The following is a 20,650-nucleotide window of genomic DNA, read 5'->3' as shown; positions in this document are numbered from 1 at the left end:
CATGGAGCGCCTGACGGCCGGACGGCCCTACCCGCTCGGCGCGACCTGGGACGGGCTCGGTGTGAATTTCGCCCTCTTTTCCGCCAATGCCGAGAGGATCGAGCTTTGCCTCTTCGATCCATCCGGCCGGCGGGAGCTGACGCGCCTCACGCTGCCGGATTGCACAGACGAGGTGTGGCACGGCTACCTGCCGGATGCGAAGCCCGGCCTGCTCTACGGCTATCGCGCTCATGGTCCCTATGAGCCACGCGCCGGGCACCGCTTCAACCCGAGCAAGCTGCTGCTTGATCCCTATGCGCGTGAGCTCCAGGGGGACCTGATCTGGTCCGACGCCCTGTTCGGCTATCGGGTCGGCAGCGCGCGCGCCGATCTCACCTTCGATCGGCGCGACAGCGCCCGCGCGATGCCGAAGGGCGTCGTCGTCGATGACAGTTTCAACTGGGGCGATGACCGGCCGCCCATGATTCCCTGGGAACGCACCATCATCTACGAAGCGCATCTGCGCGGCCTGACCATTGCCCATGACCGGGTGCCGCTCCGGGAGCGCGGCACCTTTGCGGCACTCGCCAACCCGCATCTCATCGAACATCTGCAGCGCCTCGGCATCACGGCGATCGAGCTGCTCCCCGTGCAGGCCTTCCTGCAGGATCGCTTTCTGGTCGAGCGCCGCCTGCGCAACTACTGGGGCTATTCCACGCTAGCCTACTTCGCGCCGGAGCCGCGCTACCTGGTCGATCCCTGGATGCGCAACCAGGTGAAGGTCGCGATACGTCGTCTGCATGCGGCAGGGATCGAGGTGATCCTCGACGTCGTTCACAACCACACCTGCGAAGGCAGTGAAATGGGGCCGACACTCTCCTGGCGCGGCATCGACAACGCGTCCTACTACCGTCTCGTCCCCGGTCAGGAACAGCACTACATCAACGACACCGGCACCGGGAATACGCTCAACATCACCCATCCGCGGGTGCTGCAGATGGTGATGGACAGCCTGCGCTACTGGGTCGAGTGCTATCATGTCGACGGCTTCCGCTTCGATCTCGGCACCATTCTGGGGCGCGAGGCTGCGGGCTTCGATCCGGGGTCCGGCTTCTTCGACGCCGTGCGGCAGGATCCGGTCCTGTCACGCGTGAAACTGATCTCGGAGCCCTGGGATCTCGGGCCCGGCGGCTATCAGCTCGGCAATCATCCACCGGGCTTCGCGGAATGGAACGATCGCTTTCGCGATGGCGTCCGGCAGTTCTGGAACGGTGTCCCCGGGCAGCGGGCCGATCTGGCGGCGCGTCTGTCCGGATCGGCGGAGCTGTTCGACCATCGCCTGCGCCGCCCCGCCGCCAGCGTGAACTATGTCGCCAGCCATGACGGCTTCACGCTGCACGACCTCGTCACCTATGAGCAGCGCCACAACGAGGCGAATGGCGAGAACGGAGAGGACGGGCACCCGCACAATTACTCCCGGAACTGGGGCGAGGAGGGCGAGACGGAGGATGCCGAGATCAATGCGACGCGCAGCATGGTCAAGCGGGCGATGCTGGTCACGCTCTTTGCCTCCGCCGGCACACCGATGCTGCTGGCCGGCGATGAGATGAACCGCACGCAGGAAGGGAACAACAACGCCTATTGCCAGGACAACCCGGTAAGTTGGGTCGACTGGGAACGGGCGATCGGCGAGGAGGCGCTGCAGCTCCGTGATTTCGTGGCACGGCTGATCGCACTCCGTCACCGTCACGAAAGCCTGCGTCCTGTCTATTACCGGCATGGCGACGTGGTGCTCCGCGAGGGCATTCGCGACATCGCCTGGTTCGATCAGCATGGCCAGCCGATGACGCGGGACGCCTGGGGCGAGACCGAAGCCCGCACCTTGATCCTGCGGCGCGCAGCCGCGCTGCCCGATGGTGGCGTCGAAGTATTGCTGGTCCTGCTGAACGCCGATTCGGCCGGGCAGGATTTCGTGTTGCCGACACCAGCCCTGGCCTGGACCATGTTGATCTACAGCGCCGAGCCGCGGCAGCCTGAAGGCTCGCTGAACGCCGATCAAGTCCATGTCGCGGCCTATGCCGTCATGCTCCTGGTCGCCGAGCTGCCATGAGCGCGCCCATGCTCTGGGGGCCGCGCCCCACGGCGCCAGGGATCACCCGCTTCCCGCTCTGGGCCCCGGATTGTGATGCCGTCGCGCTCGAAATCGAGGGGCAGCCAGCACTGGCGATGACGCGCGCGCCGGACGGCTGGTTCGTGGCCGAAGCCCCGATCGGTCCCGGCGCTCGCTATCGCTTTCGAATCGCGCCGGATCTCGCGATACCCGATCCTGCCTCGCGTCGGCAGGCGGTTGACGTCCATGGCTTCTCGGTGGTGACGGCGCCCACGGAATTCGCTTGGCAGCATCGCGACTGGCGCGGTCGCCCGTGGCACGAAGCCGTGTTCTATGAAGTGCATGTCGGCGCGATGGGCGGCTTCGCCGGCGTGGAGCAGGCGCTGCCGAGGCTCCGTGATCTCGGCGTCACCGCGATCGAGCTCATGCCCGTCGCCGCCTTCCCGGGGCAGCGCAACTGGGGATATGACGGCGTGCTGCCGTTCGCGCCGCATCCCGGTTACGGCACGCCCGAGGCGCTGAAGCGGCTCGTCGATGCCGCGCACGGCCTCGGCCTGATGATCATCCTCGACGTCGTCTATAATCACTTCGGGCCCGACGGCGCCTATCTGCATACCTGTGCGAAGCGCTTCTTCGATCCGGCACGACAGACCGGATGGGGTGAAGCGATTGCCTTCAGCGAACCCGCTGTCGCTGCCTATTTCGAGGAGAACGCACGGTACTGGCTGGACGAATTCCGCTTCGACGGCCTTCGCTTCGACGCCGTGCATGCGATCGAGCCGGAAGCCTGGCTGCGCAGCTTGCCGGCCAAGCTGCGTGCCACCTGTCCTGGCCGCCATATCCATCTGATCCTCGAGAACGAGCACAACGCCGCGCGGCTGCTGCGACCGGACGCGGCATCGGATGGCTTCGACGCCCAATGGAATGACGACGGCCACAACGCGCTGCATGCGATGCTGACGGACGAGAACGAATCCTACTATGCTCCGTTCGCCGAGCACGCTTCCACCAAGGTGGCACGCGCATTGGCGGAGGGCTTCGTCTTCCAGGGCCCACCCGCGGCGCGTGGCGAGCCATCCGCGCACCTGCCGCCAACAGCCTTCGTGCTGTTCCTGCAAAATCACGACCAGATCGGCAACCGGGCCTTTGGCGAGCGGCTCACGCAGCTCGCGCCGCCGGGCGCGCTTGCCGCCGCGACCGCGCTGCTGTTGCTGGCGCCACAGATCCCTCTGCTGTTCATGGGTGAGGAATGGGGTGCCACATCCCCCTTCCTGTTCTTCACCGACCACAATGCCGAGCTCGCGCCCCTGGTGCGGGAAGGCCGGCGTCGCGAATTCGCACGCTTTGCTGCCTTCTCGGATCCCAAGATCCGAGATCGCATTCCGGATCCCAATGCCGAGGCGAGTTTCACCGCCAGCATCCCGAACCCTGCGGAGGCGGATGGGCCGCCGCATCGAGAGATCCTGGCGCTGCATCGCCATCTGCTGGCGATCCGGCATCGGGAGATCATGCCCCGGCTGCAGGGCACGCGAGCACTTGGCGCCGAAGCGACCGGCCCGGCATCGGTCCTGGCGCGCTGGAGCCTCGGCGACGGCGCCCTGCTCACCATCGCGATGAACTGCGGTGCGCAGGTGGTCCCTTGCCGTGCTGCCGGCACGCTGCTCTTCGAGACCAGTCCTGGTGCCACCGCCGCGCTCGCTGGCGGCCACCTGCCTGGCTTCTGCACAGTTGCACTGTTGGAGCAGGCACCGTGAGCCAGGACGCGGCGCTGCGCGCCCTGGCCGCCGAGGCGGGCTTCATGGTCCGTTGGCACGACGTGCACGGCATGCGGCGGGATGTCGACGTCGAGACCTTGCGGGCCCTGCTGACCCGCATCGGCCTGCCTGCCAGCGATCTGGTGGAGATCGAGGAATCCCGCACGCTGCTGGCCGCCGAGCGCGATGTGCTGCCGCCACTGCTGACGGCCGTACGGCGCAGCCGGGGCCCAAGACCGCCCGGCCGGCGTCGCGCCGAGCGGTTCCGGCTGCACGCGGAGGACGGCAAGGTCATCGAAGGGCGGCTCGATGACGCCGGCCGGCTGCCGGCAGTGAGCCGCAGCGGCTATCACCGCCTGGAGTTCGACGACGCGGAGACCGTTCTCGCCGTGGCGCCATCACGCTGCTTCAGCCTGGCCGATGCCGGTGCGGAGGCCGCCGGGAGGCCGCTGCCCTGGGGCCTGTCCGCCCAGGTCTATGGGCTGCGCCGCACCGGGGATCTCGGCCTCGGCGACCTCGGTGCCGCGGCGATGCTCGCGGAGGCAGCGGGGCGGCTCGGGGCGGCGACCCTTGCCATCAGCCCGGTACACGCCCTGTTCGCCGCCGCGCCGGATCGGTTCAGCCCCTACGCACCGTCGAGCCGTCTGTTCCTGAATGCTCTGCACGCCGACCCGACGCTCCTGTTTGGCGGGGATGCGATGACGCGTGCCGATGCCGCCGGAGCCGAAGCCCAGGCGGCATCGCTGATCGACTGGGAGGATGCGACAGCGCGGCGCATGACTTGGTTCCGCGCCCTCTTCGCGCGCCATGCGGACGACCTGCGCTTCCTGCAATTTCGCACCGCGCAGGGCGAAGCGCTGGAGCGGCACGCGCGCTTCGAAGCTCTGTCGCTGCATCTCAGGGCGCGTGACGGCGCATTCCGCCACTGGCGCGACTGGCCGGCCGGCTATGCCAATCCTGAGGCACCGGCGGTGGCGGATTTCGCCGCTGCCCATGCCGATGAAGTCGCCTTCCACGCCTTCTGCCAGTGGCTGGCGGATGCCTCGCTCGCCGATGTCCAACGCCGGGCCCGCGCCGCCGGCATGACGGTCGGCCTGCTGGCGGATATCGCCGTCGGCACCGATGGCAGCGGCAGCCATGCCTGGTCGCGCCCGGCCGATGTGATGCGTGGCGCCGCGGTGGGCGCGCCGCCCGACCTCTTCAACCCCGCCGGCCAGGACTGGGGCCTCACCGCCTTCTCCCCACGGGCGCTGCTGGCCGGTGGCTATGCGGCGTTCCTGGAGGTGTTGCGGGCGGCGATGCGGCATGCGGGCGGGATCCGCATCGACCACGCCATGGGGCTGGAACGCTTGTGGCTGATCCCGGAAGGCAGCCCGGCTTCGGCCGGCGCCTATCTCCGCTACCCGCGCGAGGATCTGCTGCGGCTGCTGGCGCTGGAGTCGCATCGCCATCGGGCAGTGGTCATTGGTGAGGATCTCGGCACGGTGCCGCCCGGCTTCCGCAGCCGGATCGGGCGCGGCGGCATCCTCGGCATGCGGGTGCTCGACTTCGAGCGCGACGCGAAAGGCGTGCCGCTGCCACCACGCGACTGGACGCGCGAGGCGGTCGCGATGACGACGACCCATGACCTGGCGACGATCGCGGGCTGGTGGCGCGGAACCGATCTCGCCTGGCGCCGACGCCTGGCCGGCGATCATGGCATGGAAGCGGCGGAGGCCAGCCGTGCCGCAGGACGCAGGCTGCTCTGGAACGGCTTCCGGGCCAGCGGTGCCGCCAGCGGCGAAGCGCCACCGCCTGAAGCCCCAGCAGCCGCCGTCGATGCGGCCGTCGCGCATGTCGGCAGTGCCGCGTGCCGCCTCGCCATCCTGCCGATCGAGGACGCGCTGGCCCTGGCCGAGCAGCCGAACATCCCGGGGACCACCACCGAGCACCCGAACTGGCGCCGCCGCACGCCGGACGACGCCGCGAGCCTGCTTGATGCGCCGGATGTCGCCGCCCGCATCGCCCGCTTCGCCGCCGCGAGGCCAGTCGCATGACGCCGCGCGCCACGGCCCGGCTGCAGTTCCACGCCGGCTTCACGCTGGACGATGCGGTCGGCGTGGTACCTTACCTGTCGCGGCTCGGCATCAGCCATATCTATGCCTCGCCAATCACCACGGCACGGCGCGGCTCCACCCACGGCTACGACGTGGTCGACCCGACGCGTGTCAATCCGGAGCTCGGCGGCGAAGCCGCGCTGGGGCGCCTCAGTGAAGCGCTGCGCGGACACGCAATGGGCCTGGTGCTCGACATCGTGCCGAATCACATGGCGGTCGGCGGCAGTGACAATCCCTGGTGGCTGGACGTGCTGGAACATGGCCGCGCCAGCCCGCACGCAAGCTGGTTCGACATCGACTGGCAACCGGTCGAGCCGGGCCTGGCCGGCAAGCTGCTGGTGCCTTTCCTGGGCGGACCTTATGGCGAGGTCCTGGAATCGGGCGAACTCGTGCTGCGCTTCGACGAAGGGTCGGGTGCATTCTTCGTGGCCTATCACGATCACCGCTTCCCGCTCTCCCCGGAAAGCCGGCGGGACCTCGTGGGTGATCCCGCGACGGTGCTCGCGATGCATGATCCGATGCGGGAGGATGGCCGCCAACGCCTGCATGCCCTCCTCGAGCGGCAACATTATCGGCCCTCCTTCTGGCGCCTCGCGGCAGATGCCTTGAATTGGCGGCGCTTCTTCGACATCACGGGCCTCGCTGGCTTCCGGGTCGAGGTGCCGGCGGCCTTCGATGCTTCGCATGCGCTGATCCTGCGCCTCCATGCGGAAGGTGTGATCGACGGCGTACGCATTGACCATGTCGATGGCCTCGCCGACCCGCGCGGCTATTGCCGCAAGCTGCGGCGGCGCCTGCGCACGGCGCGACCGGGGATGGAGCCGCTCATCTGGGTCGAGAAGATCCTGGCTCCGGGAGAGACGCTCCCGGCAACCTGGCTGACCGATGGCACAAGCGGTTACGACTTTATGGATGAGGTCGCGGCGGTGCTGCATGATCCGGCCGGCGCGGACCCGCTCGGCCGGCTTTGGGCAGATATCAGCGGCTGCGACGCGGATTTCCCGACCGAGGTACTGGCTGCGCGGCGGCAGATCCTGCGCGAGAGCCTGGCCGCGGAGGTGACGCTCGCTGCCCTTGCCCTCAAGCGCACGGCCGATGCCGATATGCGGCAGCGCGATTTCGGCCTGCACGCCATCCGGCGCGTGCTGATGGAGCTCGCGGTGCATATCGTCACATATCGACCGTATCTAGGCGTCGGTCCCCGCAGCACCACCGACACGCAGCTAATCCGGCAGGCGATCGCCAAGGCTCGGCCTGGGCTGCCAGCCACGGACGGCGCGTTGCTGGCGGCCTTCGACGCCTGGCTCGGGGCAGAGCCCGTCTCCGTGCTGCCGGCAGCGCAGCGACGGACGCGCATCATGGCGCAGCGGCGTTTTCAGCACCTGACGGCACCGCTCGCCGCGAAGAGCATGGAGGACACGGCCTTCTACCGCTACGGCCGCCTGCTTTCGAGGAACGAGGTCGGTGCCGATCCCGCGATCTTCGCGACCACTCCGGAGCGCTTCCACGCAGCACAGGCGGCGCGCGCCGCCGCCCTGCCCCGTGCGCTGCTCGCCACCGCGACCCATGATCACAAGCGTGGCGAGGATCTGCGCGCCCGCCTCGCGGTGCTGTCCGAAATGCCGGAGGCATGGGAACGCTCGCTGCGCACCTGGATCGGCACATCATCACCGCCCGATACCTCCGTTGCCGCGATGCTGCTGCAGATGATGGTCGGCGCCTGGCCGCTCGATCTGCAGCCGGAGGATGCGGCGGGGCTACGCGGCTTTGCCGACCGCCTGGCCGCCTGGCAGCGCAAGGCGCTGCGCGAGGCCAAGCGCCGTACCCGCTGGACGTTGCCGGATGAAGCCTATGAGACGGTCTGCGAGGACTATCTGCGGCGGCTGCTGGTGCCAGGCCCCCTGCTGACCGACATCGCCGCCTTTGCCGACAGGATCGCGGCGGCAGGCGCGGTGAATGGCCTGTCGCAATGCTTGCTGCGTTGCACTGCTCCGGGCGTGCCGGATCTCTATCAGGGCACGGAGTTCTGGGACCTGTCCCTGGTCGATCCCGACAACCGGCGCGCGGTCGATTGGGCGGCACGGGAGCGGGCGCTGGATGCCGCCGTGCCCCCCGGGGCGGCGATGCACCACTGGCGGGATGGCCATATCAAGCAAGCGGTCATCGGCGCAGCCCTGCACTGCCGGCGCGAGGCGGGCAGCCTCTTCGAACGCGGCAGCTATGAGCTGCTCGCAGTCGAGGGACCGCGGCGCGCGCATGTGCTCGGCTTCCGGCGTCGATGGGGCGATGCCCAGGCGATCGTCGTGACCACGCGCCTGCCGGCGGCGCTGCTCGGCCAGGAGCCGCGCCCTCTGGCGCCGGCGGCGGCCTGGCAAGGCAGCGCGATCCGCCTGGCCGACGACGCAGCGACAGCCTGGCGGGATGTCATGACGGGGACGGTGCATGTTGCGCAGGATGGCGGCCTCGCCGTGGCGCGGCTGCTGTCGGAGCTTCCGGTCTGCCTGCTGATGCCGGAGCGGCCCGCCTGATCCCCCTGCCCATGCGGGCCGATTGACGGCGATCTCGCCCGGCCACCAAATGGCCCCATCGTCTCCAGTCGAGGTGGCGTTTTCGCGAGGGTGGCAAGGCGCTTCGAAGGCAGCGCCCCCGCCCGCGGCGACCGACGCCGAGACCCCAGCCATCAGGGATCGGACCGTGCCGAGCACACCCATCGAAAGCCTGCTCTTCCGCGACATGTTCGGCACGCCGGAGATGCGCGCGGTCTTCTCCGACGAAGCGGTGATCGGCCGCTATGTCGAAGCGGAGGTGGCGCTGGCCCGGGCGCAGGCCAGGCTCGGCGTCATCCCGCCCGCCGCCGCGGCGGGCATCGCGGCCGGGGCGCAGAGCCTCGCCATCGACTGGCCGCGCCTGCAGCGCGAGACGGAGAATGTCGGCTACCCGATCCTGCCGCTGGTCCACCAGCTCTCCGAAGCAGCGGGCGAGGCCGGCCGCTTCCTGCATTGGGGTGCGACGACGCAGGACATCATGGACACCGCGAGCGTGCTCCAGCTCCGCGCCGCGCTCGACATCGTGGGGCGGGACATCGGGGTGCTGCGCGGGATCCTGGCCGATCTGGCGCTTCGCTACCGCGACACCCCAATGGCCGGCCGCACCCATCTGCAGCAGGCCCTGCCGATCACCTTCGGCTACAAGGTCGCGATCTGGCTCTCCATGTTCGACCGCCACGCCGAGCGGCTGGAACAGCTTCGCCCGCGGGTACTGGTCGGGCAGTTCGCCGGTGCCGCGGGCACGCTAGCCTCGATCGGCCAGGCCGGGCTCGAGGTGCAGGCAGGCTTCTGCGAGGAGCTCGGCCTCGGCCAGCCTGCCATGACCTGGCATGTCGCGCGCGACGGCATCGCCGAGGCGGTCAGCTTCCTCGGCCTCGTCACCGGGTCGCTCGCCAAGCTCGCCACCGATATCATGCTGATGATGTCGACCGAGTTCGGCGGCGAGGTGCAGGAGCCCTTCGTGAAGGGGCGTGGCGCTTCCTCCACCATGCCGCAGAAGCGCAACCCGATCTCCTGCGAGCTGATCCTGGCCGGCACCGCCGCGGTTCGCCAGCAGGTCGGGCTCATCCTCCAGGGCATGGTGCAGGATTTCGAGCGCGCGACCGGGCCCTGGCACCTCGAATGGGTGGCAGTGCCGGAAAGCTTCATCCTGGCCGGCGGCTGCCTGCGGCAGGCAATCGGCATGCTGGGCGGGCTGGTGGTCGATCCTGCACGCATGCGCACCAATCTGGATCTGACCGGCGGGCTGGTCGTCGCCGAGGCGGTGATGATGGCGGCGGCGCCGGCGCTCGGCCGGCAGCACGCGCATGACGTGGTCTATGACGCCTGCCGCGCCGCGATCACCTCGGGCCGTCGGCTGGCGGAGGTGCTCGCCGGGATGCCCGAAGTGGTCGCGGCACTCGGCGGCGTTGACGGCGTGGAGCGCCACTGCGACCCGGCCAATTATCTCGGGCTAGCCCCGCAGATGGTCGACCGGCTGCTGGCGTCGCGCCAGGCCGGCACCGGCCAATCCTGAACAATGCGCATTCGAATCCGGAGGAGAGGTCGATGACCGACAACTACGAGGCAGGAATGAAGGCGCGCCGCGCTATCCTCGGCGATGCGCATGTGGATCGCGCGATCGGCCGGAGCAACGCCGTCAACCGCGAGTTCCAGGACTTCATCACCCGCTTCGGCTGGGGTGAGATCTGGACCCGCCCGGGCCTCGACCACCGGACGCGGCGCATCCTGGTGATGGGCACCATGGTCGCCCTCGGCCGCTGGGAGGAGTTCCGCATGCATGTGCGGGCCGCGCTGGAAGACCGGATGCCCATCGAGGGCATCAAGGAGCTTCTCCTGCAGCAGTCGATCTATTGCGGCTTCCCGGCTGCCAATACCGCTTTCCATCATCTGGAGGAGGTGATCGCGGAGTTGAAGGCCCGCGGTATCACCATTGCGGGGCTGGAGGGCTGAACCACCCGGACATGGCGCCGCCGCCGAAGCCCAGCGAATCCGCGGTATTCGCATCCTTTTCGAGGGCTACCGGGAAGCCGGGCAAACTTCACCATCGACGCAGCGTTCCGCAATCATCTGGCCGGGCCAACCGGTTAGCCGATGCTTCTGGTGCCCTGCTCAGGAAGGCCAGGCGCCGCTCCCGACCGGGATCGATACGAATGCGGAGTGCATGATGGCCGACAGCGACCGGAAAGACATCGACGCCAGGCTCACCGCTCCGTCGACCTCGCCCGAAAGCGGTGGAGCGATGCCGGAGGTGCTGCAGCTGGGCCGGAATGGGTGGATGCCGAACAATCCCCGCCTGCCCGTGCTGCTCTATCGCAGCGCCGTGCCAGTCGCCGGAGAGGATCCCGCCGCCCTGTTCGAGGCGCTGTTTCAACGCACCGGCTGGCCGGCCCAGTGGCGCGATGGCGTCTATGCCTATCACCACTACCACACCGCGGGGCATGAGGTGCTGGGCTTCGCCGGCGGCAAGGCAAGGCTGATGCTGGGCGGGCCCAAGGGGCAGGAGGTCCAGGTCACGGCAGGCGACGTCGTGGTTCTGCCGGCGGGCACCGGCCATTGCCGATTGAATGCCAGCCCCGACTTCCTGGTGGTCGGGGCCTATCCGCCCGGCCAGGATGGCGATATCTGCCGCACGGCCCCGACGGCGGCCATGATCGAACGCATCATGACGCTGCCGGTCCCGGAGTCCGATCCAGTCTTCGGTGCGGAAGGCCCGCTTCCCAGGCTCTGGCGGGTGGCCTGACCGGGATGTCCGCAGAATGGGGGCTGCCGTGCAACCGGATGATCCTTTCGATCTCTCCCGTTTCGTGACGGCGCAGGCGCCGATCTTCGAGATGGCGCTTGAGGAGCTGCGCGCCGGGCGGAAGCGGAGCCACTGGATGTGGTTCATCTTCCCGCAGCTACGCGGGCTCGGCCACTCGTCGATGGCGCAGTTCTACGGCATCCAGTCCCTCGACGAGGCGCGGGCCTATCTCGCCCATCCGGTGCTCGGGCCGCGGCTCGCGCTGGTCACGCGGACGGTGCAAGCCGTTGAGGGCCGATCGCTCAACGCGATCTTCGGTTTGCCGGACGACATGAAGTTCCGCTCCTCCATGACGCTGTTCTCGCTTGCGGCGGAGGATGCGGCGAACCCCTTCAGCGCGGCACTCGACCGCTGGTGCGATGGCCGGCCCGACGCAGCGACGCTCTCGCTTCTCGGTGCCGGCGATCGCCCTCGCTCGTCCGGGTGAGAGCACCCGGACGAGCAGGCATGCGCCTGGATCGGCGCGTCAGCCGATCGGGCTGAGATTGACCGTGGTCGCACCGTTCTCGCGATGCTCGGCCGCGATCATCACCATGTCCGCAAAGGTGAAACGTCGGTCGGCGCCATCCAGCGCCAGGCCGGGGATCGGATCACCGAATTGCCAGCTCGGCGCGCGGCCAAGGATGCTGGTCGGGTCACCGTCGAGCAGCCCGACGAAGGTCTCGGCGACGATGCGACTGCCGAGCGGGCCGAGCCGCGTCCCGCCCTGCGTCTTCCGGGCTTCCTTGAGGATGTAGTACCAGAGCGGCGTGCGCTGATGCAGGCCGTGCTTGCGTGCGGCCCTGCCGTCCGACGTATCGTCGCCGATCTCATCCGGGCTCAGCACTGGAATGCCCATGAAGCGGGCGATGTCCTGCGCTGCGGGCAGCTTCATCTTGGCACCGCGCCGCAAGTTCATCACCGCCAGGCTGCTGCTGCCATCCGGCGCCGCGCCGGAGGTGTTCGGCGGCAGGCCGAGCTCATGCAGTTCCTTCGCCAGATAGGGGTCGATATTGCGCGAGAGGTTGAGCGGTACGGGACCGGGCGGCTGCGGCGCCTCGAAGCGCAGGAAGCGGCGCCAGTCGATGATCCAGTCGCCGGGCAAGGTCGGCTTGTTCGCCGGCGTGTCCCCCGGCGTGCCGATCAGCCCGGACTTCGCGGTGAACTGGAAGAGCAGGTCGAAATTGGCGGCGACCACCCCGCCCGGCGTGAAGATGCGGTTGTGGCTGTAGACCTCCCGCACCATGGAATGGCCGAGCCGATAGGCGGCCACGGAGAATTCGGTTGGCATGTAGGGCTGGCCGAAAGCGCCGAAGGTTTCGAAGCGGAAGAATTCGCGCTGCTTCACCGCCAGCGCGATATCGTTCACGTCGCAGAGCTTGGTCAGAAAGTCGCGCAACACCATCGCCTGATAGAGGTCGACGACTGCGCGGCGTGTGGAATCAAAGAGCCGCCCGCGCGGCACCTTGCCCTCCAGCCGGTCAGCCATCGCGTTGTGGAAGCGCAGGAAGGCCAGATGCGTCTGGGCCACCAGCAGGTTCTCGTCATTGCGCTCATCGCCGATGATCGCGAAGCCCTGGGCGTTGCGTGGCAGGTCGTGCGGCAGTCCGGCGAAGGCCGCTTCCGCACCACCGATGGCGGTCGAGCCAAGCAGCAGCTTCACCGGCGCGGGATCGCCGCCCATCCCCTTGGTGGTGCGATCGTAGAGCGAGGGCTGCGCCCGCGGCCCAAAGCCATAGACGCTGTCGAGGTCGAGCCGCGGGGTGCGGAAATTCTCGACGGCCATAGGGTCATCGACAATCTCGGTCAGGGTCGTCGTGTCCAGCGTGATGTCGTGATCGATGAACTGGCCGAGATAGGTGTAGCCGGCCGGGATCTCCTCGTTATTGCCGGAGTTCTCGCCGGCGGGGGCATCATCATCCCGCATTGCCAGGCCGAGCGCCACGAGGGCCGCGTCGGGTACCTCCAGCGGGGTCGAGAGTTCGGGGAACATGCGGCCGAAGCGCCCGGCGGGTATCGCCTGACCGAGGGGCGGCGGCACTTCGTGCCGCTGAGCGTGTCCGTGATATCCCGGTTCGGTCTTTGGTGCCGACATCGTGCCATCTCCTGAGCGGTTGCTGTGGTGGTCACTGATGATTTCGGCGGCGAAGCCGGCGCCTCGCAGAAAGCTGCTTCCAGAACGGAAGACGGCCGCCGCTGCACGGACGTTATCGGTGACCGTTCCGACGAGCGGTGACGCTGGTCACATCCCGCGCCGAAACCCTTGATGCCGCGGGCACGTTGCTCCGCAGGCCAGGAACCGGGACCGGGCTGAAGATCGCTTATCCTCAGGGAGCGCCCCTTCATGCGCCAGCTCGTCCAATCCCGGCCGCTGGTCTCCGGCCTCGTCGTCGTGCTGCTGGGCCTCTTCTTCGCGGGCGCCGGCACCTATCTCGCCTGGCTCGGAGGGAGCTGGTACTATCTGCTGGCCGGGACCGGCCTGCTCTGCGCGGGCGCTCTCCTCATGATGGGCAAGCGCGCCGGCCTCCTCGTCTATGGCGCAGTCTGGCTCGGCACGGTGCTCTGGGCGCTCTCCGAAAGCGGGTTCCGGCCATGGTATTTGCTGCCGCGCCTTCTCGCGCCGACCGTCCTCGGCATCTACCTCCTGCTGCCCTGGGTGACACGGAAGCTCAGTGGCTGGCCGCCGCGCCGGGCGATGGGCGTGGTGGCGGCGGGAGGGGCTGTGGTGCTTCTTCTGATCATCGGCGTCGCCGCGGTCACCGGCCCCCAGATCGCCGCCCAGGATCCGCCACCACTCGCCAGGAATGCTCCGCAGCCGGCCGCCGCTCTGGCGGACGAGGATGAATGGCGCTTCTATGGCCGTACACCGGCCGGGGATCGCTTCGCACCGCAGACGCAGATCACGCCGCAGAATGTCGGTCAGCTCGAGGTCGCATGGATCGCACGCAGCGGCGATTCCGCCGATGCGGAAGAAATCCGCCATGCCCGCGAGTTCCACAGCGAGGCGACGCCGCTGAAGGTGGGCGATACTCTCTACACCTGCACCCCGCACAGTGTCGTACTGGCGATCGACGCCACCACGGGCGCGGTCAAATGGCGCTTCGATCCGGAGATCGACCGCACCGGCCATCCCTATCTGGTCTGCCGCGGCGTTGCTTATGACGAGGTGACGGACAGCGACTGCCCGCATCGGATCTACTCGCCGACCTTCGATGCGCGCCTGGTCGCGCTCAATGCCGAGACCGGCCGGCCCTGCGAAGGCTTCGCCGAACGCGGCTTCATCAACCTCGCCGCCAATATGGGCGACGCGCCGCGCGGCTTCGTGCTGACCACCTCGCCGCCCATGATCGTCAACCACCGCATCGTCATCGGCAGCCGCATCCGCGACAACCGTGCGGTCGACGAACCTTCGGGCGTGGTGCGCGCCTTCGATCCGGCGAGCGGGCGGCTCATCTGGGCCTGGGACATGGGGCGCGGCGAAGATGCTATCCCCGGCGGCCTGCCGGCGGGAGAGGTCTACACGCGCGGCACGCCCAATGCCTGGAGCGCCTTCACCGCCGATCCGGCGCTCGGCCTGGTCTATCTGCCGATGGGCAATCCGACGCCCGACTATTTCGGCGGCCGTCGCCGCCCCTTCGACGAGCGCTTCGGCAGCGCGATCGTGGCACTCGAGATCGAAACCGGCCGGCTGCGCTGGTCCTTTCAGACCGTGCATCACGACATCTGGGATTTCGACCTGCCGATCGGGCCATCGCTGGTCGACCTGCCGGATGGCCAGGGTGGCACGATCCCCGCGCTGCTGCAGACCACCAAGACAGGCCAGATCTTCCTGCTCGATCGCCGCGACGGCCATCCGGTCGCCGATGTCGAGGAACGGCCAACCCCGCAAGCCGGCGGCGTCGCCGAGGACAGGGTCGCGCCGACGCAGCCCTTCTCCACAGGCATGCCGTCCTTCACGCCGGCACCGCTGACCGAGCGGGATGCCTGGGGGGCGACGCCGATCGACCAACTCCTGTGCCGCATCGAGTTCCGCCGGAGCCGGCATGAGGGCATCTTCACGCTGCCGGGGTTGCAGCAGATGATTGGCCATCCGGCCTTCGATGGCGTCAGCGACTGGGGCGGCGCCGCCATCGACCCCGAGCGCGGGATCATGGTGCTGAACACCATGACCATGCCCTTCCGGATCCGCCTGGTGCCCCGCGAATCTCCCGAAGGGCAGCGCGCGTCGGCGCCGCAGAAGCCAGGCGATGCGCCGCTCGGGCCGATGGATGTGCAACACTATCCGCAGCTCGGCACGCCCTATCTGGCAGCAGTCGGGCCTTGGATCGGCGTCTTCGGCGCGCCCTGCAGCGCGCCGACCTGGGGTCAGCTTTCCGCCGTCGATCTGCACACGCGCCGGCTGTTGTGGCAGGTCACGCTCGGCACCTCCCGCGACAGCGGCTTGTTCGGCAGCCAGGCCAACATCCCGCTCCCGACGGGGGTGCCGAATATCGGCGGCAGCACGGTGACGCGCAGCGGCCTGATCTTCATCGGCGCGACGACGGACCAGTACCTGCGGGCCTTTGATTTGCAAAGTGGCCGGGAGCTATGGAGGCACCGGCTGCCCGCCGGCCCGCAGGCGACGCCCATGACCTATACGGGCCGAGATGGTCGGCAGTATGTCGTCATCACCGCCGGCGGGCATGGCGCGCTGGCGACCCGCTACGGCGATTACACGATCGCCTTCGCCCTGCCGCGGGGGTCGTGAACGGCAGCAGCACGAGCGATCTGGAGCGAAAGCAGATCGCATTGGCAGGACCCGCGACTTTCGTTCCAGCAGAGCAATTGCGTGCTACACTCCGAGGCAAGGCACAGAAGAAGCCGGCCAGCCCCATCCTCTCGGCGGCACGCCGGCCAGGGAGGGTCGGATCATGGGGCGCGAGCTCACCACCCGCTGCTGTGTGGTCGGCGGCGGACCGGCCGGAATGATGCTCGGCGTGCTGCTGGCGCGATCGGGCATCGACACCGTCGTCCTGGAGAAGCATGCCGATTTCCTGCGGGATTTCCGCGGCGACACCATCCATCCCTCCACCCTGGAGCTACTGAGCGAGCTCGGTTGGCTTGAGGATTTCTTGCGTCTGCCGCATCAGACGATCCGGGAGATCGGCGTCGAGATCGCCGGAACGCGGGTAACGGTGGCGGATTTCTCCCATCTCCCGGTGCGTTGCCGCTTCATCGCCCTGCTGCCGCAATGGGACTTTCTGGATTTCCTCGCGGATCGCGGCGCCACCCTGCCCGCCTTCCGGCTGCGCCAGCAGGCCGAGGCCACCAACCTCGTCATGGAAGCGGGGCGCGTCGCTGGCGTGCAGGTCGAGGACGCAGACGGCCCGCTGACCGTGCGCGCCGATCTCGTGGTCGCCGCCGATGGGCGCCACTCGCGCCTGCGCGCCGCTGCCGGGCTCGTGGTGCGGGATCTCGGCGCATCCATGGACGTGCTCTGGATGAAGCTGCCACGACGCAGCTCGGATCCCGAGGCGGTCCTCGGCTATGCCGCGGCCGGTCACCTGCTGGTGCTGCTCAACCGCGGCGATTACTGGCAATGCGCCTTCGTGATTCGGAAGGGCGGCTTCGAGACTGTCCGTGAGGCGGGGCTGAAGCATTTCCGCGCGGCGCTGATGCGCACCGCCCCCCTGCTGGCCGGGCGAACCGGGGCATTGGACAACTGGGACGCGGTGAAGGTGCTCACCGTCTCCGTGGACCGGCTGGAACGATGGTGCCGGCCGGGCCTGCTCTGCATCGGCGATGCCGCCCATGCGATGTCGCCGATTGGTGGCGTCGGCATCAATCTCGCCATCCAGGATGCGGTGGCCGCGGCGCGGATCCTGGCGCCGGCGCTGCGGAGCGGCGCCCCCGACATCGCCACCCTGCGGCGCGTGCAGCACCGGCGGAGCTGGCCGACACGCGCGACCCAGCGCCTGCAGATCCTGGCGCAGGACAGGATCATCCGCCCGGTCCTGGCCGGCGGCGGTGGCAAGCTGCCCTTGCCCTTCCGCCTGCTCAGCCGCTTCCCAGCCTTGCGCCGCATTCCGGCGCGGCTGCTCGGGATGGGCTTCCGTCCCGAGCATCTCGAAGCATGAGATAGGTAACGGCACCCGTCATTGCCGCCGCGACGGGCGTGCGGCCAGCGCGGCAGCCTGCGCCAGCAGCTCGGCCGCGAAGGCTTCGCTCAGCCGGTCCGGCACTTCACCGCGCGGGCGCAGCAGCAGGTAGCGCAGCCGCACCTCCGGCGCGAACGGCAAGGTCGCGATGGCTAGGCCCTTGGCGGCATCGGCTACCACGAGTGGATTGACCAGAGCCACGCCGAGCCCCGCCGCGACGAAGCGGCAGAGCGTCTCGCTGTTCGGCGTCTCCAGCCTGAGCCGCGGGGCGACGCCGGCGCCGCGGAAGACCTCCTCCGCCGCATGCCGCGCGCCGTCGGCGAGGCTGAGTGCCAGGAAGCGCTCCTCCGCCAGATCATGTGGGCCGGCGGGGCGTCGCAGCCGCGCCAGCGGATGCCCGCGCGGCACCACGAGCACCGCCGGGATGGAGAGGAATTCCTGTTCTTCCACGGCGGGAAAGCCGCTGCGCGGCGAAGCCAGGCCGAGATCTACCTGCCGCGACGCGACCCATTCATAGATCGTGTTCGAGGGATTGACCTGCAGGGAGACGGTCGCCTCCGGCCGGCTCTGCAGGAAGCTTGCCAGCGCATCCGCCATTAGCCCACCCGCGAGCGCCGGCAGACAGGCGAAGCGCAGCCGGCCGGTGCCGAAATTCCGAATGTCCTGCGCCGCGACGCGCAGCCGGTCGAGCCCGGTGAAGGCGCGCTCCACTTCGCGCAGAAAGGCGTCGCCTTCCGGCGTCAGCCGCGCCGCACCCTGACCGCGCAGGAAGAGCGGAAAGCCGATCACTGCCTCGAGCCGCGCGACGGAGCGGGTCAGCGAGGGCTGCGCGACCGCCAGCGCCCGCGCGGCGCGGGAGAACCCGCCATAGCGCGCGACCGCCCGGAACGCCTCGACCTGTCGGAGCTCCAATCCTGATCCTCCATGCCTCTACCGCATGGATACTGCGATTCAAGGTATTTGACGGCATGATGTCGGTTGCGTGTCAATGGCGGCATGCGCGACCCCGATCCCATTCCGGCAGGGACAGCCCAGGCATGACGCACCCCGCCTTCCATCCGGAGTTCCAGGCCGCACCCTATTGGTGGGACGCCGCGCCGCCGGAAGATGCGCGGGACGCGCCCTTGCCCGAACGCGCCGACATCGCCGTCATCGGCAGCGGCTTCGCCGGCCTCTCGGCGGCGCTTGAGGCCGCGCGCGGCGGCGCGGATGTCGTGGTGCTGGATGGTGGGCCGCTCGGCGGTGGCGCCTCCTCCCGCTCGGGCGGCATGGTGAGTTCCGGGCAGAAGCTGGTGCTGACCGCGGCGCTTGCCGACCTGCCCGCCGCGAAGCAGGCGGCGGCGCTCGAGGACAGCAGGGCCACCTTCGAATTCCTCAAGGCGCTGGTGGCGCGCGAAGGGCTCGATGCCGACCTGCAGCTCTGCGGCCGCTTCTTCGGCGCCTTCACATCAGCGCATCTCGACACGCTGAAGCGCAATGCCGAGACGCTGCATGCCCGCACCGGCGTCACCATCCGCATCCTCTCCCGCGACGAGCAGCGGGAGGAGGTGGGATCGGCCTATTTCCACGGCGGTTTCGTGGTCGAGGATTACGGCGGCGTGCATCCGGCGAAGCTCAACCAGGCGCTGCGTGGTGCCGCGCGCACCGCCGGGGCCAGGCTGTTCAGCCATGCCCGGGTGCTGGGCACCGAACGCGACGGCGGCGGCCACCAGGTCACGACCGAACGCGGCACGCTCCGCGCCGCGCATGTGCTGTTCGCGACCAATGGCTACACCGATGGCGCCAGCCCCTGGCTTCGCAAGCGCGTGCTGCCGGTGATGAGCTACCAGATCGCGACCGAGATGCTGCCACCGGGCATGATGGACAGGTTGATCCCGCGCCGCCGCATGGTCACCGACAGCCGCAAGGAACTGACCTATACCCGCCCTTCCCCGGACGGCACGCGCATCCTGTTCGGCTGCCGGCCCCGCGCACTGGATGCGGCGCCGGAGCGGCTTGCCCTGGCGCTGCGCGCCCGCATGCTGCGCATCTGGCCGGAGCTGGCGCCGATCCGGCTGACCCATGCCTGGGGCGGCTTCGTGGCCATGACCGCCGATCGCATCCCGCATATCGCCGAACAGGACGGCGTGATGCATGCCGCCGGTTGCAACGGCAATGGCGTCGCGCTGATGACCTTCCTCGGCTGGCATGCGGCGCAGCTCATGCTCGGCCGCACCAACCGGCGCGCCTTCTTCGCCGACATTCCCTTCCCGGCCGTGCCGGCGCCGGCGCGCGGCCCCTGGACCGTGCCGCTGGCGAGCGCCGCCTATCACCTGCGCGACCTCGCCGCGAACCCGGGCGAGATCATGGGCGAACGGCTCGGCAGGCCGGGACGTGATGCGACCACCCCATCCAGCAAGGAGGCACAGGAATGACGTTCTTTCGCCGGACCCTCGCGGCGGGCGCCGCGCTGCTGCTCTGTATGGGCGTGGCCCAGGCACAGATGCCGCCGCTGCCGCAGGCGGTCCGGGACGCCGGCCTGCTCCGCGCCGGCGTGCGCTGCGACCAGCCGCCCTATGGCTATCGCGGCTCCGATGGTGGCTTCGCGGGCATCGAGACCGACATGGCGCGCCAGATGGCCGCCTGGGCTTTCGGCAGCGCCGATCGTATCGAGCTGCAATGCGTCACCGCCGACAATCGAATCCCGCAGCTCAATGCCCGGCGCGTCGATCTGCTGATCGCGACCCTCGGCGTCACGCCGGAACGCGCCCGCGTCATCGATTTCTCGGACGCCTATCGCTGGGGCGGTTCCGACCTTCTGGTGCGGCGCGACAGCCCGATCCGCACCCTGGACGACGTGCGCAACCGCACCGTCATCATGCTGCGCGGCACTACCCAGGCGCTGTGGTTCGACGCCAATATGCCCGGCCTCAGCGCGATGCGATTGAACACCGCCTCCGATGCGCTGCAGGCGCTGCTGCAGGGACGCGGCGAGGCCTATGCGCATGACGCGGCGACACTGATCGTCATCGCCGCCCGCGACCCGAGCCTGCGCCTGGTGGGCGAGCCCTTCGCGGTCTCCGACGCCGCGGTCGGGGTGCGGAAGAACGAGCCGGAGTGGATGGCCTGGATCAATGCCGCGCTCGCCCGCATGAAGGCCGAGGGGCTCTATACCCAATGGCTGGAGCGCCATGTCGCGCCCGAGATCCGCGCCCCCTACACCGCGGCCTTCAACGAGCCGCGTCCCGCGGCACGCTGAACCAGCGG

The 20,650-nt window shown here is 69.1% G+C and carries 14 protein-coding genes; 12 read left to right on the top strand and 2 right to left on the bottom strand.

Translation table 11 applies throughout. The annotated features are described in order from the left end of the window. The first annotated feature begins 1 nt into the window (after nt 1). The 8 genes from glgX to GXW71_RS00845 all read left to right on the top strand — a co-directional run bounded on the left by glgX (nt 2) and on the right by GXW71_RS00845 (nt 11,715). Nucleotides 2-2,089 (top strand): glycogen debranching protein GlgX, encoded by a 2,088-nt coding sequence (gene glgX / locus GXW71_RS00880; protein WP_211850395.1) that lies wholly within the window; start codon nt 2-4, stop codon nt 2,087-2,089. Then, entirely contained in the window at nt 2,086-3,843 is a 1,758-nt protein-coding gene (gene treZ, locus GXW71_RS00875; RefSeq protein ID WP_211850393.1) for a malto-oligosyltrehalose trehalohydrolase, read from the top strand. Before glgX ends, treZ begins: the two co-directional genes overlap by 4 nt. Then, a complete protein-coding gene (malQ, locus tag GXW71_RS00870) occupies nt 3,840-5,879 on the top strand; it encodes a 4-alpha-glucanotransferase (protein WP_367617231.1) in 2,040 nt (679 codons plus the stop codon). Before treZ ends, malQ begins: the two co-directional genes overlap by 4 nt. Beyond that, on the top strand, nt 5,876-8,467 hold the full coding sequence (gene treY, locus GXW71_RS00865; protein WP_211850386.1) for a malto-oligosyltrehalose synthase: 2,592 nt from the start codon (nt 5,876-5,878) through the stop codon (nt 8,465-8,467). The genes malQ and treY overlap by 4 nt, the downstream gene beginning before the upstream one ends. Before the next feature lie 166 nt (nt 8,468-8,633). Continuing rightward, on the top strand, nt 8,634-10,001 hold the full coding sequence (locus GXW71_RS00860) for a class-II fumarase/aspartase family protein (protein ID WP_211850384.1): 1,368 nt from the start codon (nt 8,634-8,636) through the stop codon (nt 9,999-10,001). Between the two features lie 32 nt (nt 10,002-10,033). Further along, complete coding sequence (locus GXW71_RS00855; RefSeq protein ID WP_211850382.1) at nt 10,034-10,438, top strand: carboxymuconolactone decarboxylase family protein; 405 nt, start codon at nt 10,034-10,036, stop codon at nt 10,436-10,438. 325 nt (nt 10,439-10,763) lie between these two features. Next, complete coding sequence (locus GXW71_RS00850) at nt 10,764-11,228, top strand: cupin domain-containing protein (protein WP_211850380.1); 465 nt, start codon at nt 10,764-10,766, stop codon at nt 11,226-11,228. 16 nt (nt 11,229-11,244) lie between these two features. Further along, nucleotides 11,245-11,715 carry a DUF1810 domain-containing protein gene (locus GXW71_RS00845; RefSeq protein ID WP_246526173.1) on the top strand — a complete coding sequence of 157 codons (471 nt, stop codon included), beginning with the start codon at nt 11,245-11,247 and terminating at the stop codon, nt 11,713-11,715. Nucleotides 11,716-11,754: 39 nt separating this feature from the next. Here GXW71_RS00845 and GXW71_RS00840 read toward each other — a convergent pair whose 3' ends face one another. Next, the gene (locus GXW71_RS00840) at nt 11,755-13,362 is read right to left on the bottom strand and encodes a peroxidase family protein (RefSeq protein WP_211850379.1); all 1,608 of its coding nucleotides are present in this window, start codon (nt 13,360-13,362) and stop codon (nt 11,755-11,757) included. Nucleotides 13,363-13,611: 249 nt separating this feature from the next. Between GXW71_RS00840 and GXW71_RS00835 the strand changes: the two genes are divergently transcribed. After that, the gene (locus tag GXW71_RS00835; RefSeq protein WP_211850377.1) at nt 13,612-16,014 is read left to right on the top strand and encodes a membrane-bound PQQ-dependent dehydrogenase, glucose/quinate/shikimate family; all 2,403 of its coding nucleotides are present in this window, start codon (nt 13,612-13,614) and stop codon (nt 16,012-16,014) included. A gap of 163 nt (nt 16,015-16,177) precedes the next feature. Then, nucleotides 16,178-17,383 carry an FAD-dependent oxidoreductase gene (locus tag GXW71_RS00830; RefSeq protein WP_211850375.1) on the top strand — a complete coding sequence of 402 codons (1,206 nt, stop codon included), beginning with the start codon at nt 16,178-16,180 and terminating at the stop codon, nt 17,381-17,383. Nucleotides 17,384-17,401: 18 nt separating this feature from the next. On the opposite strand, the gene GXW71_RS00825 is transcribed toward GXW71_RS00830, so the two are convergent. After that, a complete protein-coding gene (locus GXW71_RS00825) occupies nt 17,402-18,316 on the bottom strand; it encodes a LysR substrate-binding domain-containing protein (RefSeq protein WP_211850373.1) in 915 nt (304 codons plus the stop codon). 125 nt (nt 18,317-18,441) lie between these two features. Between GXW71_RS00825 and GXW71_RS00820 the strand changes: the two genes are divergently transcribed. Then, on the top strand, nt 18,442-19,818 hold the full coding sequence (locus tag GXW71_RS00820; protein WP_211850372.1) for an NAD(P)/FAD-dependent oxidoreductase: 1,377 nt from the start codon (nt 18,442-18,444) through the stop codon (nt 19,816-19,818). Then, on the top strand, nt 19,815-20,642 hold the full coding sequence (locus GXW71_RS00815) for a transporter substrate-binding domain-containing protein (RefSeq protein WP_211850371.1): 828 nt from the start codon (nt 19,815-19,817) through the stop codon (nt 20,640-20,642). The genes GXW71_RS00820 and GXW71_RS00815 overlap by 4 nt, the downstream gene beginning before the upstream one ends. Nucleotides 20,643-20,650: the final 8 nt, after the last annotated feature.

Origin of the sequence: Plastoroseomonas hellenica, from assembly GCF_018129085.1 — a bacterium.
Lineage (GTDB): Bacteria > Pseudomonadota > Alphaproteobacteria > Acetobacterales > Acetobacteraceae > Plastoroseomonas > Plastoroseomonas hellenica.
This window is presented reverse-complemented; position numbering and strand designations above follow the sequence as displayed.

Excerpts from the sequence above, each read along its gene's own strand:
- treZ (WP_211850393.1), top strand. The coding sequence starts at position 2,086 with ATGAGCGCGCCCATGCTCTGGGGGCCGCGCCCCACGGCGCCAGGGATC.
- GXW71_RS00830 (WP_211850375.1), top strand. The coding sequence starts at position 16,178 with ATGGGGCGCGAGCTCACCACCCGCTGCTGTGTGGTCGGCGGCGGACCG.
- GXW71_RS00815 (WP_211850371.1), top strand. The coding sequence starts at position 19,815 with ATGACGTTCTTTCGCCGGACCCTCGCGGCGGGCGCCGCGCTGCTGCTC.
- GXW71_RS00835 (WP_211850377.1), top strand. The coding sequence starts at position 13,612 with ATGCGCCAGCTCGTCCAATCCCGGCCGCTGGTCTCCGGCCTCGTCGTC.
- GXW71_RS00850 (WP_211850380.1), top strand. The coding sequence starts at position 10,764 with ATGCCGAACAATCCCCGCCTGCCCGTGCTGCTCTATCGCAGCGCCGTG.
- glgX (WP_211850395.1), top strand. The coding sequence starts at position 2 with ATGGAGCGCCTGACGGCCGGACGGCCCTACCCGCTCGGCGCGACCTGG.
- treY (WP_211850386.1), top strand. The coding sequence starts at position 5,876 with ATGACGCCGCGCGCCACGGCCCGGCTGCAGTTCCACGCCGGCTTCACG.
- GXW71_RS00820 (WP_211850372.1), top strand. The coding sequence starts at position 18,442 with ATGACGCACCCCGCCTTCCATCCGGAGTTCCAGGCCGCACCCTATTGG.
- GXW71_RS00845 (WP_246526173.1), top strand. The coding sequence starts at position 11,245 with ATGGGGGCTGCCGTGCAACCGGATGATCCTTTCGATCTCTCCCGTTTC.
- GXW71_RS00840 (WP_211850379.1), bottom strand. The coding sequence starts at position 13,362 with ATGTCGGCACCAAAGACCGAACCGGGATATCACGGACACGCTCAGCGG.
- GXW71_RS00855 (WP_211850382.1), top strand. The coding sequence starts at position 10,034 with ATGACCGACAACTACGAGGCAGGAATGAAGGCGCGCCGCGCTATCCTC.